Annotated in this window: 14 protein-coding genes; all 14 read right to left on the bottom strand. The window is 66.2% G+C overall.

Going from position 1 to position 17,006, the window contains the following annotated elements; all coding sequences use genetic code 11:
* Window positions 1–129 precede the first annotated feature (129 nt).
* The 14 genes from ACXI0U_RS18690 to alg8 all read right to left on the bottom strand — a co-directional run bounded on the left by ACXI0U_RS18690 (window position 130) and on the right by alg8 (window position 16,907).
* Complete coding sequence (locus ACXI0U_RS18690) at window positions 130–498, bottom strand: hypothetical protein (RefSeq protein WP_021220916.1); 369 nt, start codon at window positions 496–498, stop codon at window positions 130–132.
* Window positions 495–1,334 (bottom strand): SDR family oxidoreductase, encoded by an 840-nt coding sequence (locus ACXI0U_RS18685; RefSeq protein WP_043239976.1) that lies wholly within the window; start codon window positions 1,332–1,334, stop codon window positions 495–497. The genes ACXI0U_RS18690 and ACXI0U_RS18685 overlap by 4 nt, the downstream gene beginning before the upstream one ends.
* A 52-nt stretch (window positions 1,335–1,386) precedes the next feature.
* On the bottom strand, window positions 1,387–1,851 hold the full coding sequence (locus ACXI0U_RS18680) for a multidrug transporter (protein WP_431482642.1): 465 nt from the start codon (window positions 1,849–1,851) through the stop codon (window positions 1,387–1,389).
* Between the two features lie 166 nt (window positions 1,852–2,017).
* Window positions 2,018–3,463: a mannose-1-phosphate guanylyltransferase/mannose-6-phosphate isomerase gene (locus ACXI0U_RS18675; RefSeq protein ID WP_431482641.1), complete on the bottom strand. Its 1,446-nt coding sequence runs from the start codon at window positions 3,461–3,463 to the stop codon at window positions 2,018–2,020.
* 140 nt (window positions 3,464–3,603) lie between these two features.
* On the bottom strand, window positions 3,604–4,248 hold the full coding sequence (locus tag ACXI0U_RS18670; protein ID WP_021220912.1) for an alginate O-acetyltransferase AlgF: 645 nt from the start codon (window positions 4,246–4,248) through the stop codon (window positions 3,604–3,606).
* A gap of 86 nt (window positions 4,249–4,334) precedes the next feature.
* Entirely contained in the window at window positions 4,335–5,486 is a 1,152-nt protein-coding gene (locus tag ACXI0U_RS18665) for an alginate O-acetyltransferase (RefSeq protein ID WP_021220911.1), read from the bottom strand.
* A gap of 11 nt (window positions 5,487–5,497) precedes the next feature.
* Window positions 5,498–7,054 carry an MBOAT family O-acyltransferase gene (locus ACXI0U_RS18660; protein ID WP_043239986.1) on the bottom strand — a complete coding sequence of 519 codons (1,557 nt, stop codon included), beginning with the start codon at window positions 7,052–7,054 and terminating at the stop codon, window positions 5,498–5,500.
* 173 nt (window positions 7,055–7,227) lie between these two features.
* Window positions 7,228–8,334 (bottom strand): mannuronate-specific alginate lyase, encoded by a 1,107-nt coding sequence (locus ACXI0U_RS18655; protein ID WP_271658938.1) that lies wholly within the window; start codon window positions 8,332–8,334, stop codon window positions 7,228–7,230.
* A 13-nt stretch (window positions 8,335–8,347) separates the two neighbouring features.
* Window positions 8,348–9,778: an alginate O-acetyltransferase gene (locus ACXI0U_RS18650; protein ID WP_184487464.1), complete on the bottom strand. Its 1,431-nt coding sequence runs from the start codon at window positions 9,776–9,778 to the stop codon at window positions 8,348–8,350.
* An 11-nt stretch (window positions 9,779–9,789) separates the two neighbouring features.
* A complete protein-coding gene (gene algG / locus ACXI0U_RS18645; RefSeq protein WP_021220907.1) occupies window positions 9,790–11,349 on the bottom strand; it encodes a mannuronan 5-epimerase AlgG in 1,560 nt (519 codons plus the stop codon).
* Window positions 11,350–11,377: 28 nt separating this feature from the next.
* Window positions 11,378–12,829, bottom strand: a complete 1,452-nt coding sequence (locus ACXI0U_RS18640) for an alginate export family protein (RefSeq protein ID WP_479550667.1) — start codon at window positions 12,827–12,829, stop codon at window positions 11,378–11,380.
* Between the two features lie 10 nt (window positions 12,830–12,839).
* Window positions 12,840–14,189: an alginate biosynthesis TPR repeat lipoprotein AlgK gene (gene algK / locus ACXI0U_RS18635; protein WP_479551107.1), complete on the bottom strand. Its 1,350-nt coding sequence runs from the start codon at window positions 14,187–14,189 to the stop codon at window positions 12,840–12,842.
* Between the two features lie 40 nt (window positions 14,190–14,229).
* On the bottom strand, window positions 14,230–15,399 hold the full coding sequence (locus ACXI0U_RS18630) for an alginate biosynthesis protein Alg44 (RefSeq protein WP_021220904.1): 1,170 nt from the start codon (window positions 15,397–15,399) through the stop codon (window positions 14,230–14,232).
* A gap of 26 nt (window positions 15,400–15,425) precedes the next feature.
* Window positions 15,426–16,907, bottom strand: coding sequence for a mannuronan synthase (gene alg8 / locus ACXI0U_RS18625; protein WP_265169681.1), 1,482 nt, complete (start codon window positions 16,905–16,907; stop codon window positions 15,426–15,428).
* Window positions 16,908–17,006: the final 99 nt, after the last annotated feature.

Genomic DNA, 17,006 nt, shown 5'->3' with positions numbered 1-17,006 from the left:
GGCCGTGATGCTCGGGAAGAGGCCGCATGGTGGATGCAAAGAGCGGCATCCACCCTACGCAGCGGTGAAGCCCGTGCGGGGGATGGACGTAGGTTGGCGCGGGCGCAGCGAGGCCCAACGGGCGGGGCGTCAGCGGCGGGCGAGGAGGGTGAGCCAGGCGAAGGCGGGGTAGCAGAGGTAGTGCAGGAAGAAGAGGAAGACGGCCATGGGGCTGGGTTGGTCCTGCAGGGTCATCATGCCGAGCAGGCCGAGGTAGAGGACGCCGAGCAGGGCGCCGTAGCCGAGGACGATGCGCCAGGCTTCGCCGCGGCTGGGGGCGCGGCGCTGGATGAGGCGGAAGGCGGCGGCGAGGAGCAGGGCGACGGCACCGGCGATGACCAGGGTGGCGAGCAGGCCGCCGACCTTGACCAGGCTGCGCAGGGCGAGGTTGAGCACCATCGCCAGGGCTACGCCACCGATGGCGTAGCGCAGGGTGAAGGCCGGGCGCGGGTCGTTCACGGGCGTTCCAGGGCGACGTTGAGGCCGAAGCGCTTTCTCAGCACCGATTCCAGCAGGCCCTTGGGCAGCAGGGTGGCGAGCAGCGGCAGGGCGCGGCTGCCGTTGCCCAGGCGCAGCAGGCGCGGGCGCGGGTGGCGCTGGATGGCGGCGAACAGGTCGCGGGCGAATTCGGTGGCGGGGGTGGGGTTGTCCTGGGAGGCGCGGGCACGGGCGCGGATGCCGTCGCGGATCGGCCACCAGGGCGAGCCTTCGGCGATCACGGCTTCGGCTTCGCGGCTGGCGTTGGCGCCGAAGCTGGAGGCGATGGCGCCGGGTTGCACTTCCATCACTTCGATGGCGAAGGGCGCGAGTTCCAGGCGCAGGGCGTCGGAGATCGCGTGCACGGCGGCCTTGGAGGCGCAGTAGGCGCCGGCGAAGGGGGTGACCAGCACGCTGGAGACGCTGCCGATGTTGACCACCAGGCCGCGGCTGGCGCGCAGCACGGGGAAGCAGGCGCGGGTGAGGCCGATCAGCGAGAAGACGTTGGTTTCGAACTGCCGGCGCAGGGCGTCGGTGCCGCCGTCCAGCAGCGGGCCCATGGCGCCGTAGCCGGCGTTGTTGACCAGCACGTCGAGGCGCCCGGTTTCCCGTTGCAGGCGCTCGCCCAGCTGCGCCACCGCGTCCTCGTCGTTGACGTCCAGTTGCACGCCGATGAAGCCGGCGACATTGAGGGCGTCGACGTCATTGGCCTTGCGGGCGCAGGCCCAGACGCTGTAACCGGCGTGCTTGAAGGCATCGGCCAGGGCGCGGCCGATGCCACTGGAGCAGCCGGTGATGAGGGCAACGGGTTGGCTCATTGCTGGGTTCCTTGTTGGTCTTGTTGTGGTGGAGGCGACAGCGGGGGGGTGTTCAGTCGGTGAATCTGCCATGTAATCGCTCGGCGCGGAACTCCAGGGTCTGCGGGCGGTAGCCACTGCGCAGGGGCGGCAGGGGCAGGCAGTCGCTCCAGTCGGCGCTAGCCTGCAGGCGCGGCGGGCCGAGGGAACGTTCGGCCTCGTAGGTCGATTGGGTGAGGTTGATGGTATCGCCCGGGCGGTAGGCCTGGATCACCCAGGCGAGGTCCAGCAGGGTGGTGCTGCTGCCGTTGTGCACGCGGATCTGCAGGGGGCGGTCGGCGGGGCACTGGTCGGGGGCGTAGCCGACGCGCACGTCGAGCAGGGCCAGCTGGCGGTTCACCACGCGCTCCTCCCAGAGCACCCAGGCGGCGACCAGACCGATGCCGAGCACGGCGACCAGGGAGATGGGCAGGGCCTTGGCGGGGTGGCGGATGACCAGGATCAGCCAGGTCAGGATGAGGATCGCACCGATCAGCATGGGAACGCCCGTGGGGTTTCGAGGGGCTCAATGCTAGCGCATTACGTTGCGGCGATGCGGGGTGGGATGTGCCAGGCGCGGGGGCCCGGCTGGGCCCCCTGGGTTGGCGCACGCCATTCCCCCTGCTGGCACAGGGGGAATGGGCCTCCCGATGGGGGAAGGAGGCTCAGCGTGCTGTCACATGACTCACCGATACCGCGTCGCTGCGGCCGTAGACGTCTTCCAGGCGCTCGATGTCGTCCTCGCCCAGGTAGCTGCCGGACTGCACCTCGATGATCTCCAGGGGGATCTTGCCGGGGTTGGTCAGGCGGTGCACCGCGGTCATGGGAATGTAGGTCGACTGGTTCTCGGTGAGCAGGAAGGTCTTGTCGTCACAGGTCACCTCGGCGGTGCCGGAGACCACGATCCAGTGCTCGGCACGGTGGTGGTGCATCTGCAGCGAGAGCTGCGCGCCGGGCTTGACGGTGATGTGCTTGACCTGGAAGCGGCCGCCCATGTCCACCGAGTCGTACGAGCCCCAGGGGCGGTACACGGCGCAATGGTTCTGGGTTTCGCTGCGGCCCTGGGCGTCGAGCTCGTTGACCAGCTGCTTGACCTCCTGCACGCGGTCGCGGTGGGCGATCATCATGGCGTCCTTGGTCTCGACCACGACTATGTCTTCCAGGCCGATCACCGACACCAGCTTGCCGTTGCCGTGCACCAGGCAGTTGTGGCTGTCCTGCACCACCACGTCGCCCTTGGTGACGTTGCCGTCCTTGTCCTTGTCGTGGACTTCCCAGATCGAGCTCCAGCTGCCGACGTCGTTCCAGCCGGCGGACAGCGGCACCACGCAGGCGCGCTGGGTCTTCTCCATCACCGCGTAGTCGATGGAGTTGTCCGGGCAGCAGGCGAAGGTGGCGGCGTCGATGGTCACCGTTGTGCCTTCGCGCTGGCTGCGTTCCAGGGCCAGCAGGCAGGTGTCGTAGATGTCCACGTCGTGGTGTTTGAGTTCATCGAGGAAGCGGCTGGCGCGGAACAGGAACATGCCGCTGTTCCAGAAGTAGTCGCCGGAGTCCACGTACTGCTGGGCGCGCTCGGCGTCGGGTTTCTCGACGAACTGGGCGACGCGGCTGATGCCGTCCGGCAGGCTGCCGGCGGAATCCTTGCCACGGATGTAGCCGTAGCCCGTCTCGGGGCGCAGGGCCGGCACGCCGAACAGCACCATCTCGCCCTTCTCGGCGGCGATGGTGGCCAGGGCCAGGGCCTGCTGGAAGGCGCGCTGGTCTTCCAGCACGTGGTCGGCCGGCATCACCAGCATCAGCTCGTCGCGGCCTTCGGCCAGCAGCTGCATGGCGGCGATGGCGACGGCGGGCGCGGTGTTGCGGCCGAAGGGTTCGAGCAGCATGGCCTGCGGGGTGACCTTGATGGCGTCCAGCTGCTCCTGGACGATGAAGCGGTGATCCTTGTTGGCCACCAGCACCGGGGCTTGCATGCCTTCGAAGTTCAGGCGTTCCAGGGTCTGCTGGAACAGGGTGTGGTCACCGGTCAGGGCCAGGAACTGCTTGGGGTACTGCTTGCGCGAAAGGGGCCAGAGTCGGGAGCCGCTACCGCCAGAGAGGATCACAGGAATCATGGGTGTATCTCCTAAAATCGCTTGTCGTTTGTGGATAGATTGCTCATCACATCGATCACTGATTTCTGTCTTGTAGTCCCACTGTCTCTTGCGGCGGGTACGAAGCGTTGCCCGGGGCTCTCGGCCCCGGGCCGGGTACATCAGGATTCGGCCGGGCGCTTGACCCAGACCGGGGAGAGCTTGCCGCCGCTGCCGGTGATGTAGAGGCAGACGACTTCGCCGCGCTGCAGCGAGACCGGCTTGAGGTCACTGACCTTGCGGGTGCCGTCGAACAGGGCGAGGTTGACCTTCACCGGGTTGATCTCGCGCTCGCCACGGCCCTGGGCCGCAACGTCCTCGACCACGGCGGTCTTGCCGTCGGCGGTTTTCACGGTGAGCTTGGCGTCGGAGAGGTTCTGCACTCGCAGCAGGGCCTTCTGCTTGTTTTTGAAGGCCGGCTCTTCCACCAGCTTGGGCTCGGCGCCCGGCTGGTTGACCAGGGTGTAGTACCGGTCGGCTTCCAGTTTCACCGGCAGGTTGGTGGCGCCGATCTGGGCGCTGTAGTTGCCGGCGGGCAGGAACTTGAAGTCGCTGGAGCCGAGCGGGGCGACGTCGTTCAACGCGGTGTTGCCGACGTTGACGCTGAGTTCGCTGCTGCCGGCGTTGTAGGCGCGGACGAAGGCCGATCCCTTGGGTGCCTGGGGTCCGTAGAGCCCGCCTTCGTCAGCCTGTGCATGCACAGCGGCGAGGCCCAGGGCGATGGCGCAGGCATACGACGTCCAGTTGCGTTTCTTCTGTCGGTTCATGGTGTTCCTCCATCTTTCTTTCTTGAAATGGCCCGGTAGGGCCACAGTCGTCGAGGGCTCGCGGGGCGGGCCCTCACTGCTGGGTTTCAGTTGGCGGCGGTGGCTGCGAGGCGCTCGCCCGGGGTGCCGCCGCCCTTGCGCAGTTCGGCGATCCACTGCGGGTCGAATTCGCTGAGGTCGTTGGCCATCGGCAGGTAGCGTTCGGGGAATTCCCAGATCACCAGCTGCGGCGCGGCGTCCTTCAGCTCGTCGCTCTTGAGGTACTTGAGCATCGGCAGGATCGGCCCGTGGCCGTCCTCGGCGTGGTTGACCAGGTCGCGTTGCAGCGACTGGCGCAGGGCGCCGGCGAAGTTCCAGTTCTGGTTGGCGCTGTAGCTGGTGCCCACCAGCGCCACCGGCACCTGGCTGTCGGCGAACAGCGAGTCACCGCTGGCTTCACCTTCGACCGCGGCGCGGGTCTCGCGTTTCTGCAATTTGTCCGGTGCCGGCATGAGGTTTTCGAACATCGGGTCCAGGGGCAGGAAGCGGGTCAGGTCGCCCTTGTAGTCCTCGTTCTTCACCGCCTCGGTGACGTACTCCTGGGCATCGCCCGAGAGCGGCGCCGCGCTGCGCACGGCCTCGCCCACGGTGTTGGCCACCGCCTCGGCGCCCAGGGGCGTCCAGTGGGTGTCGGTGCGCAGGAAGACCTGGCCGTTGTGCTTGGCCTGCTCCAGGGTGCCGAGCAGGTCCGGGGCGATGATCCCGGCCTTGCGGGCGGCGCCGCGAAATTGCGCGTAGAGGTCCTGGCGCAGGGCAGTGGGGCGGGCTTCGCCGGTGTACTCGGGGTACAGGCGCGACTTGGACGGCACGATGGCCAGGACCAGGGTCACGCCGCGCCCGGCCAGCTCGTCACGCACGCCCTGGATCAGCGCCAGGTTTTCCTGCAGGTGGCGGCTGCCATCGGCGACCGGGTCGAACTCCTCGTCGGAGAACAGCCAGCCGTCCTTGCCGATCACCACGCCCTGGCGGCCTTCGCCGAACAGGCCGAAGTCCACCAGCGCCCAGAGGTTGGTGCCGATCTGCTTGATCGGGAATTCATCGTCGTAGTGCTTCTCGAAGGCGTGGGCCAGCTTGCCGTTGAGCACGGTGGTTTCCTTGGCGACGCTGAAGCCGACGATGCCGCGCATGGACCAGAGGCTCAGGGCCAGCAGCATGCCGGCGAAGACCACGATGTAGAGGGTGTTGGCAGTTCTGCTCATGGTTGCGCTCCTCAGAACTGGAAGTAGAGGAAGGGGGAGAAGCTCTGCGCCGAGAGCTTCAGGATCGAGGCGGCGAACAGCACCAGCAGCGCGATGCGGGTCGCCAGTACCGGCAGCTGGGTCATCCAGGCCTGTTGCCAGACCAGGCCGCCGCTCGGCGAGTAGGCGATGGCCGCCGGGTCGTTGGCGCCGCCCTGCTGGGTGCGCGGCTGGGCGGTGGCCGGGCCGTTGGCGTCGACCTGTTCCTCGGCGCGGGCCTTGGGCGCACCGGCCAGGGGCTTGGTGTAGAACTGGCGGATGCCGAAGATGGCCAGCACCACGTAGGCCAGCACCAGGGTGGCGATCTGCAGGCTGGTCAGCTGGGCGGCGTTGAGCTCGGAGAGCCCCAGGTCACCGAAGCTGAACATGGCGGCGTACATGCGCCAGGCGACGTCGAGGTTTTCGGCGCGGAAGATCACCCAGCCGACCACCACCAGAAGGAAGGTGAAGGCCCAGCGCAGCGGGTTGAGCACACGCGGCGCGGCGTCGACGCCGAGGGCACGTTCGATCGCGAGCCACATGCCGTGCCAGGCGCCCCAGATGATGTAGGTGAAGTTGGCGCCGTGCCACAGGCCACCCAGCAACATGGTGAGGAACAGGTTGCGGTAGGTCTGGAAGGTGGTGCCGCGGTTACCGCCCAGGCTGATGTAGAGGTAGTCGCGCAGCCAGGTGGAGAGGCTGATGTGCCAGCGCCGCCAGAACTCGGTGATGGACTGGCTGATGTAGGGCTGGTTGAAGTTCTCCATGAAGCGGAAGCCCATCATCAGGCCGAGGCCGATGGCCATGTCGCTGTAGCCGGAGAAGTCGAAGTACAGCTGCGCGGTGTAGGCCAGCGCACCGAGCCAGGCATCCCCCGTGGTCGGGTCGGAGAGGGCGAAGCAATGGTCGGCGATGGGCGCGATGCTGTCGGCGATGAAGACCTTCTTGATGAAGCCCTGCATGAACCGGGTGCAACCCTCGGCGAACTTGTCGACGGTGTGGGTGCGGTGGTTGAACTGGTCGACCAGGTCGCGGAAGCGCAACACGGGGCCGGCGATCAGGTGCGGGAAGATCGCCACGAAGGCCGCGAAGTCGATCAGGTTGTGGGTTGCCGGGGTGTCGCCACGGTACACATCGATGATGTAGCTGATGGACTCGAAGATGTAGAACGAGATACCGATCGGCAACAGGATGTGGGTGAGGACGAAGGGCTCCATGCCGAACGAGGTGATGATGGCGTTGAGGCTGTCGACACCGAAGTTGGCGTACTTGAAGTAGCCGAGGACGCAGAGGTCCACCACCACGCCGAGGAGCAGCCATTTCTGCGCCGCTTTCGTGCGCACGCCGGCTGCGCCTACACGCAGGCCGATCCAGTAGTTGAACACCGTGACCCCCGCGAACAGCGCGAGGAAGTCGATCCGCCACCAGGCATAGAACACGTAGCTGGCGATGAGCAGCAGGAGGTTGCGATAGCGCGTTCCGACCAGGTAGTACAAGCCGAGGAAGATCGGCAGGAACAGGAACAGGAACACGTTTGAAGAAAAGACCATCCGAGTCTCTCCACTTGTACGTAACTTTCTGGGCCGCCGCCGGGCATTCCAGCCCGGTGTGCGACCCGCCATTCCCTCCCCAGGGTGTGGCGTTCAAATCCTTGCGCCGCCGCGTCTGCTGCGCGGTCGGTTCATTCCGTCAGGCGCCTCCCCGGGTAGGGGAGGGCGCTGCATCAGCTACCGCTGCTGCCCTCCTTCTTTGGGTGGAAGACCTGGGTCACGTCGCCGCCGAGGCGGAAGGTCTTGTAGGGGCCCATGGAGTCTTTCCACTCGACCGTGTCGGGCTTGCAGCCATAGAGGGCACACCAGGGTTCGAGCCAGGCGAACTTGGCGTGTTTCTCCAGTTCGTCCATGTCCTGGTCCTTGCCGGTCTTGTCGTCGAAGGGCTCCTGGTCGTCGACACCGGCGATGACCTTCTCGCCGAGGCGGCGCAGGGCGCCGTTGTTCTCTTCGCGCAGGTCCACGCCATTGGCCTGTGCGAAGGCGGCGATCATCGCCAGCGGCGGCAGGCTGTAGTTGTGGTAGGCGAGGGCGCGTTGCTGGCGCTTGAGTTCGTTGGGCAGGAAGCCGTCGTTGTCGACCTGGCTGGCGGCCACGCGGAACTGGTCCACCGACCAGTCGAACAGGTCGCGGCGGTTGGTGGCGACGGCGGTGGCCATCACCGACCAGGCGGCCCAGTAGGAGTGGTTGTTGATCTTCTTCAGCGGCAGGCCGCTCCAGTCGTGCACCGTCTGGTCGGCCAGGCGCGAGAACCAGGATTCGATGACCTGGGTCTGGGTCTGGTAGGCGTTCAGCGGGTGGCTGTCGGAGAACTTCAGCCGCAGGTAGGCAGAGGACAGGCTGCCCAGCGCCCATTTGCGGATGGACTTGCCGGTGTGGTTGTACTCGGTGCTGAGCAGGGCGTTGGCCTGGGCCCAGCTGGTCATCCATTGCAGGGCGCACTCGAGCTGCGGACGCTGCCCTTCACGCATGTACGCCATGACCATCTTGTTGACGCCGCGCTCCATCTCGGTGATGTCGGCGGTCTTCTCGCGGAAGGCCTTCTCGGCCACCGGGTTGAGGGTCGCACGGGCCTTGTCGGAGCCCTCGTACTTGCTGCGGAAGTCGAGCTTGGCGGTGTAGGGCTGCGGCGGTGCCTTGCAGGCCTCGGGCTTCTTGTCGTCGATATCCACCGGGGCGTAGTAGCCGCGCGGTGGCACCAGGTCGGCCGCGCTCGCCTGGCCGGCGAGCAGGAAGCCGCCGAGCAGGCAGGGCGCGAGCAGGCTGAGTGGATGTTTCATGGGGCCTCCTTCCTCACTCGGCCTTGGCCGTGAGGGTGTCGCCACCGTTGCCGGGACGCTTGCACAGGGTCACGTCGACGCTGAGGTTTTCCGGCATCTGTTCGGGGCTGTGGATTTCCAGGGCGAGGACGTTGAGGTCCCGCCAGTCGGGGTCGTTGCGCAGTTCGAAGGCATAGCGACCGCCGGTGTCGACGCGGTCGCTCTGTTCGATCTTGAAGTTTTCGCGGCGGCCGTTGAGGTACCAGATGGTGGCCTTGGATTCGTGCACGGACGGGTCGCTGAAGGTCAGGTCGACCTGGTAGTCGCCACCGCGGATGTCCTTAACCGCGCCGTTCTGGCCGTTGACGAAGACCTCGTTGGCGCCGGGCTTCATCTTCACCTTGTTGTGCATCACCGCCTTCTGGCCTTCGCAGCCGTTGTTCACCAGCGGCAGGGCCTGGCGGTAGAAGCTCTTCTGCGCCATGTCGTAGTGGGTGGCGAATTCCCAGACGATGATTTTCGGCGGGTTCTCGTGGAATTCCTTGCTGCTCATGTACTGCAGCAGGGCGCTGTCGAAGCCGCCGCCGCTGACCGCCATGTTGAGCACCTCGGCGCCGCTGTGCTGCTGCAGGAAGCCGCCGAAGTTGTAGGCCGGGCCGCTGTTACTGGTGCCCACGAGGACGATCTGCGGGTTCGACTCGTCGCCGAACAGGCTGTCGCCGCCGGCCTCGCCCGAGGCTTCGGTCTCGTATCGCTCGACGTACTGGGTGGCGTAGGTGGTGCCGCACAGCTGGCCGGCGGTCTTGTGCAGGGTGCCGGCCTTGGGCAGCAGGCCGACGACCTTGCTGGAGAATTCCTTCTTGGGGATGTCGGCGAAGCCGGGCATCTCCTTCAGCGTCTCGGCCACCAGCTTGGCGGTGCGGTCGGCGCCGGCCGGGGTCCAGTGGTGGTCGGCCTTGAAGTAGTAGTCGGTGTCCACGCCCTGCTCGTCGAACAACGGCGAGAGGTCGGTGACCCAGATACCGGTCTTGCGGAAGTCCGCCACCGTCTTGAGGTAGTTCTTCTTCGCCAGCTCGAAGTCGAAGCGGGCCTTCTCTTCATCGGTCAGCTTCTCGCGGTTGATCAGCCCGCGGGTGGGCTGGTAGACCACCATCAGCTCGATGCCCTTGGCCTTGAGCGCGTCGCGCAGGCGCTTGAACTCGCTGTAGCCGTAGGGGGTGGTGCCGAAGTCGGTGCGCAGGTCGTTGCGCGAGCGGAACAACCAGTCGTCCTTGGCCTGCACCAGGGCGGTGAAGAAGCTCAGGTACTTGGTGTTGTAGGTGTTCGGGTTCTGCGCCGTGGCGCACAGCGGACCGGTGCGCTGCACGCTGTACTGCGGTTCGGCCGCCTGGGCGGTGTGGGCGCTGGCCAGCAGGGCGGCGGCCAGGGCGGTAGGGGCGAACCAACGGGTGGTGTTGTTGTGCATGATCTGTTGCCTCAATCCTGGAGTTCGGCCTGGCTTTCGACGGGGTCGATGAGCACCGCTTTCTTGCGGCGCACCATGAGGTCGAGGATTTCGTCCTGTTTTTCACCGAGCACGCCGGCGAAGCTGATGCCGGTGGATTTGCTCGGGGCGAGCATTTCCACGCGGTACAGCTCCACGGAGAGCGGCGAGTCGATGGACAGCGGGCTGGAGCCGTTACCGGCGAGCTTGCCGCCGACCACGATCATCGAGACCTTGGTGTCGAAGGGGTCGAGCTCGATGTCGCGGTCGGTATCGGAAAGGTCCTTGATGTGCCCGTACACGCCGGTCAGCCCGTTGGCGATGGCGAGGTTCTCGTACAGGCGGATGTTCACGCTGTTGCGCAGGCGGATGCCGTGGCGCTGGTTGTTGACGATCTTGTTGCCCCACAACAGGTTGTTGGAGCTCTCGTACAGGGTGATGCCGTCGGCATGGTTCTGGTAGACCTCGTTGTAGGCCACCAGGTTGTTCACCGAGTTGCGGTCGATGACGATGCCCGAGAGTTTGTTGTCGTAGGTCTTGTTGTTGATGATCCAGCTGTCGTCCACCTCGCGGGAGATGATGATCCCGTGCTTCTTCTTGGTCCCGTAGACGGTGTTCTCGGCGATGATCAGGCCGTGGGAACGGTCGTGGGGGTCGATGCCGTAGACGATGTTGTCGCGGTAGGTGTTGCCCTTGATCACCACGTCGCGGGCCTCGTAGCAGTAGAAGCCGTACCAGTGGTCGACGAACTCCGAATCCACCAGCCAGCCGGTGGGCTCGGGGCGCTTGAGGCGCTCGTGCATGCCCGGGGTGTACTGGGTGATGGAGACGCCGTAGGACTTGGAGTTGTTGTAGCCGAGGCTGGTGACGGTGCTGCCGACGATGTACAGCTCGCTGCCGCCCCAGGAGACCAGGAAGGGGCGGAATTCGTCGGGCGTGCGGAAGGTGGCCGGGCCCTTGTCCTGCTCGCGCCAGGCGGTGAGCTTGGTGCCGGTGATGAACAGCTTGCCGTCGTTGACCAGGAACGAGCCGCGCTCCTGGGAAAGGCGGAAGTCCTTGGTGTCCTTGCCGATCTCGAGGTTGGCGTCCTGGGCCACCACTACGGGCAGGCGGGCCAGGTAGACGCCCGGCTCGGTCTCGCTGAACTGGGTGTCGGGCAGGGCCTTGGCGATGTCGGCGGGGGTGACGTGGCCGCCCTCGATGAAGATCGCCTGGGGCATGCCGCGCTGGCGGGTGACCCATTCACGCATGCGTTCGTTGCCGCCGATGAAGTCCTTCAGGGCGTCCTGCTGCAGCATGCGCCGCACCACGACCTTGCCCTGTTTCGAGCGGTCGATCTTGGCGTCCACCGCTTGCGCGGTGTAGCCGGAGAGGTCGGGCAGCGTGGGCGCTTCCAGGTGCAACTGATCCACCGGCGCGCTGGTGACGGTGTAGTTCTTGGTTTCCTTGAGTTCCTTGGTCGGCTCGGCGGCCTGGACCCAGGGCGCTGCGATGAGCAGCGCGCCAAGCACCACACCGCTGAGCGGCAGGGGGGTTCCGATGGGGTTTCTCATGGCTGTTCTCCCTTCGCGCATGGCGGCCTCAGAAGCGCCAGATGAAGTCGACGAAGGCGCGGTGCATCAGCGAGTCGGTGCCGCTGCCATAGGCATCGCCCGGCTTGAACACGCCACCACGGAAACGCACCAGCGCGGAGGCGTCGTCCATGTGCTCGGCCATCGAGGCCGGCAGCAGGCCCTGCTTGAAGTACTTGGTGACGACGAAGTCGAGCTCCTGGCCGACGTCTTTCTCGCCGTCCTCCAGCGGGGCGATGATTCCGGCCTGGCCGACGTCCTGGTTGTCGTCGATACGCCAGAAGCGGTGGTAGACGACGCTGGCGTCGTAGTCTTCGCGCAGCTGCCAGGAGGCGAAGGCGGTGCCCACCTGGAGGTTGCTCAGCTCGCCGCGGAAGGCTTCGCCGAAGCGGTGCATGCGCGAGTTGGTGCCGGTGAAGTTGGAGCGGTTGCTTTCCATGCCGGTCTGGCGGAACTGCTCGGAGCTGTCGTCGTCACCGCCGCCGCTGCCACGGGCGTAGGCGCCACCGACCTTCCACTGGTCGTCGATGTTCCAGCGCAGGCCGAGGTCCAGCGCCCAGGCGTCGACGTCGACGTTGCGCGAGCCGTTGGCGACGCTGTCGTTGCCGACCACGGTCTGGTTCAGCTCGTCGATGTCGCCGGTGAGCCAGGTGGCCTGGGCCCAGTAGTTGAGGGTCTCGGGGGAGCGGCGGTCGAAGAAGCCGTTGTCGGCGTTGATGCCGAGCCAGGTCAGGTCGCCGGTGTAGCGCTTGTCCAGCGGGTCCACCACTTCGCCGTTGTCGGGCAGGCTGCCGTTGTCGCGGCTGTGGTGGAGCTTGAGGCCGACCCAGTGGTTGGGCATCCACTGGGTGGCGACGTCACCGAAGATGTGCTGGCGGTCCTTGTCTTCGGGGGCCAGTTCGTCGATGTCGGTGCGGTATTCGCTGAAGCGCTCGGCGATGCCGACGTTGGCGGTGAGCAGGGTGGTGTCGAAGGTCCAGCGCAGGGCTTCGATGTTGGTGTCCCACCAGGTGCCTTCGTCGCTGCGCACGCGCTGGCGACCGAAGCGCAGGTGCTCGCCCGGGTAGGCGGTGAGGCCGGCGTAGTCGACCCAGAACTCGCGCAGGGCGAGGTAGCTCTTGTCCGGTTCGCGGCCGTCGCTGTTCTGGCTGGATTCGCTGTCGATGTCGCTGGATTCGAGGGTGTCGGTCTCGACGATGTCGGTCGCGGTCACCGCCTGGCCCATGGCGAAGGCGCTCCACTCGCCGCGCTGGCCGTAGACCCAGGGACGCAGGTCGAGGCCGATGCCGTTGACGTCGCCGCCTTTCTGGGTGCCGAGGTCGCGGTCGTCTTCGGACTGCGCGGTGATCTTGATGTCGAGGCCGAAGTTCTTGTCACTCATCTGCACGGCGAAGGCGCTGCTCGCGGTGATCAGCGTGATGCCCAGGCCCAGGCTGGCATTCGTCCAGAGATTGAATTTCATAGCGGTTCCTTCAAGGGGTCTGCATGGCTTGCATCTGCGCGGCGTCTTGCAACGCGGTGCCTCTCAGCTGGCGCTCGTCGCGCAGCAGCTGCTCGGCCCGGGCACGTTCCGCAGGCTGCAGTTGTTGTTCCACCGCCTGGGCCAGTTCGGTGGCCTGGGGGGTGTTCTTGGGCAGCGCCAGCTGGCTGAAGACGTAGGCGTTGACCAGGTTGGGCTGGATGCCCTTGCCCTGGGCGAACATCTGGCCGAGGGCGAAGTCGGCGTTGATCTGGCCGCTGCGGGCAGCGCTCAGCAGGTAGTCCAGCGCCTTGTCCGGGTAGATGTCGCCGAGGTAGCCACGGATGTAGATCTGCCCCAGCAGGTAGTTGGCGCTGGGTTCGGTGGCGGAGGCCTTCATCAGGTGCTCCTCGGCCTTGTGCGGGTCCTGCGGCAGCAGCTTGCCTTCGTAGTAGAGGCGGCCCAGCAGCAGCTCGGCGCGCGGTTGCGCGGCTTCGCGGCCGTGGTCGAGGTACTCCATCATCTTGTCGATGTCGCCCAGGCCCGGGTATTCGTAGAGCAGCTTGGCCAGGCTGACCCAGGCGGCGGGGTAGGCCGGGGCGATCTCTTCGAGCATCTCCTGGGCCTTGCCTTCGTCGGGCTTGCCGCCGAGCTCGGCGTCGGCCAGCACCTGGGCCACCGAGTCGACGCGCTGGGCGGGGATGACGCCGGCGTGGTAGCCGTTCATCAGTTGGGCGACCAGGGCTTTCTGCTCCTCGGCCTTGTTCTGCTTCTGGTACACGGTGGCCAGCTCGACGTAGCAGACGTCGGCCTGGGCCAGGGTGCGCTTGCAGATGTCCTCGATCTCGCCCAGGTGCTGGTCGTAGGTGCCCTGGCTCCGATAGAAGAGGATCTGCGCCAGCTCGGCCTGGGGCTGGCCGTCGGCGCGCCACTGGGCGATGCGCTGCTGCACGTTCACGCCGGGGAAGTCCTGCGGGAAGGTGAGGTAGAGCATGACCAGGGGCAGCAGGCTGCTCGGCTCGCCGGCCTTGAATGCCTCGTCCAGCAGCTTGGCCGCTTCCTGGCGTTCGGCGGGCGTGGCGTCGGGCTTGCGCGCCAGGAGCTTGCCGAGGCGGGCCTTGGCGCGGGGCGATTCGTCCATGGCCTGGCGGTAGATCTGCTCGGCCTGGCGCATCTGCTCCGGGTCACCGCTGTTGACCTGCAGGTCGGCCAGGCCGACCTGGGCACTGACGTAGCCCAGGTCCGCCAGCTGGCGGTAGTTGCGCTCGGCGGTAGCGGTGTCGCCACGCTTGAGCGCTTCGTTGGCCAGGCGTTGGTCGGGCAGGCCGGCACAGCCGGCCAGCGCGACCGCGGCGCCGAGCATCAGGTAACGGGAGGGGAATGTCGCCACGTGGTCTCCCTCCTTAGAAGCCGGCGGCCAGGGCGCGGTCGACCATCCAGTCGAACGAGGGGCCGCGGTCGATGCTGACCTCGACCGGCTGGCCGGCGAGCTTGCTGTCCAGGGTCTGGTCGGGCTGGATGACCACGCGGATGTCGGAGGACAGGCCGCTGTCGATCAGGCTGGTGCTGATGATCTTGCCGTGGCGCGGGCTGTCTTCGCCGGCCACCTGGAAGGTGACGCTGGCGCCGGGCTTGGCCTGGGCGAAGTTGCGGTAGGGGAAGCGGGCGCTGACGGTGGCTTCGAAGTCCTGGGGCACCAGCTCGAAGATCACGTCGCCCTTGCCGGCGAACTGGCCGTCGGCGACCAGCTGGCGCGCCACCTTGCAGTTGCAGGGGCTGGTCAGGGTGCCTTTCATCTGCTTGCCGAACAGCTCTTCGACGTTGGCCGGGGTGAGCTGGTCGTCGGTCAGATGGCCCTTGAGCATCTCCAGCATGGTGGCGGAGAAGGAGGCGATGGGGGCGCCCTTGTCGACGTTGGTGCCTTCGCCGCCGATCAGGCTCTGCACGGTGCCTTCACGGGGCATGGTGACCTGCATGCTGGGCACCGCGACCATGCCGGATTCGGCGTGGGTGACGAAGTACAGGCCGTACAGGGACTTGAAGATGAAGCCGAAGGCGGCGAGGCCGACGACGAACAGGCCGGCGCTGAAGGTGACGGCCTTGAGGCGGCCGAACACGCCCATGCCGCCGCCGTTGCCACCGTTCTTGCGCGGCTTGGTGAAGTTCTCGCGCTGCAGGGTGTTGAGCATGTCGCCGGCGCTGATCACTTCACCGGACAGGTGGGCGCTGATCAGGTAGCGCAGGGTGGCGATGTCGCGCGGCTTGAGGCTGTGGAACTGGCAGCCGGCACGGCCGCTGTCCGGGTCCACGGCACGCACCTGGAATTCGACGTCCAGGCCCAGGGTCAGGCTGTCCAGCTGGAACAGCATGCGGCCCTGGTGGTAGTCGCCGACCTGGGCGCGGTGCTTGGGGCTGGTCTGGAAGGAGAAGCCCCCGGCGGAGAGGTCGACCAGGCGGTGCTCGACCCGTTCGTTGTTGGCCAGGTAGCGGATCTTGGCCGGTATCTTGACCCGGGCGTGCTGGCGCTGGGCTTCGGATTCGTGCACCACATTGACGTTGACGGCTGTATTCATGGCTTGGATTTCCTATTCAAGTTCTGTCACACGAACGCCATCAGCGTGGCGACGAATACGCTGGTTGCGGTGAAGGTCATGGCGCGTGAGGACCAGGTGTTGAACCAGCGCGTAAAGCTGGCGAGATCACGGTTGAGCTTGGTGTTCTGGCGCGTCCAGGACTGCTGGTCGAGGCGGAAGAAGACGTAGATCTTCACCAGGGCGCCGACGATCTGGTTGTAATAGAGGATCAGCGGGTAGGCCGGCCCTATGTGGTGCCCTGAAACGCTCAGCAGCAGGGTGAGGATGAAACGGGTGAGACCGATCCACAGCAGGTACACGAGCAGGTAGGCGATGCTGTACTTGATGCTGGCGATGATGGCGACGGCGAGGCCCAGCAGGCAGGTCCACATCGATACGCGCTGGTCGCTGAGCACCAGGGTGGTGAACCAGCCCAGGCGGCGTGGCCCCAGGCGCAGGGCCCGGGAGTTCTGCCGCAGGTTGTTGCCGTACCAGCGGAACATCAGCTTGCGGCTGGCCTTGATGAAGCTCTTCTCCGGCGGGTGCTCGACGGTGTTGATCGCCGCGTCCGGCACGTAGAAGGTGTCGTAGCCCAGGCGCATCAGGCTGTACCAGCTGGACTTGTCGTCACCGGTGAGGAACTGGAAGCGACCCAGGCGCCAGTGGTCCAGGTGGTCGCTTTCCACGTCGGCGATGAAGTCCGGGTCGGTCACTACCTTGGCGCGGAACACCGACATGCGCCCGGTCATGGTCAGCACCCGCTTGGAGAGCGCCATGGAGCACATGTTGATGTGGCGCTGGGCGAAGCGCAGCTTGTGCCACTCGGACATGATGTAGCTGCCCCGCACCTCGCAGAACTCGTTGGTGGTGAGGCCGCCGACATTGGGGAAGAGCTTGAACCAGGGCACGGTCTTGTTCACCACGCCTTCGGCGAGCACGGTGTCGCCGTCCACGACCGCGACCACGGCGTTTTCGTCCGGCAACTGGCGGGAGATGGCGCGGAAGCCATAGGCCAGGCCGTCGCGCTTGCCGGTGCCGGGGATGCGCACGAAGTCGAGGGCGACGTGCTCGGGCGGGTTCATCTTTTCCCACAGGCCCTTGACCAGCAGCTCATCGGACAGCTCGACGATCGAGCAGACCACTGTGGTGGGATAGCCGCAGCTGATCGCTTCCTGGATCACCGAGCGGTAGACCATGGCGGTGGTCAGCGCGTCGATGCGGAAGCTGGTCACCAGCAGGAATACATGGGACGGGTCGGCCGCCTTTCCTAGCTTGCGAACCTTGCGCCGGTAGTGCGGGTAGACCACATACAGGAACAGCATGCCGCGAATGAAGTGCAGGCCGCCCATGGAGTAGCGCCAGATGCCGACCAGGCCGATCAGCAGCAGGAAATGCTTGGAGTCGGGGTCGAAGACCGACTTGGGCAGGGCCAGTGCGAGCAGCCCCAGGCCCGTCAGGTAGAAAAGCCAACCCGCCGCCTCGTTGAGGCTTAGCTTGAGCTTGTCCATACGTTTATCCATTCCGTCGTTGGCGCCGGACAAACCTCGGGCGTGGGCGCGGCTTCTTGTTGTTCGCCGACCCGAGGTTGATCACTTGCGTTGCGCTTA

It is taken from the genome of Pseudomonas sp. C9D1, assembly GCF_056491235.1.
Note: the sequence above shows the minus strand (reverse complement) of the source record. Positions and strands in the feature narration are given on the sequence as shown.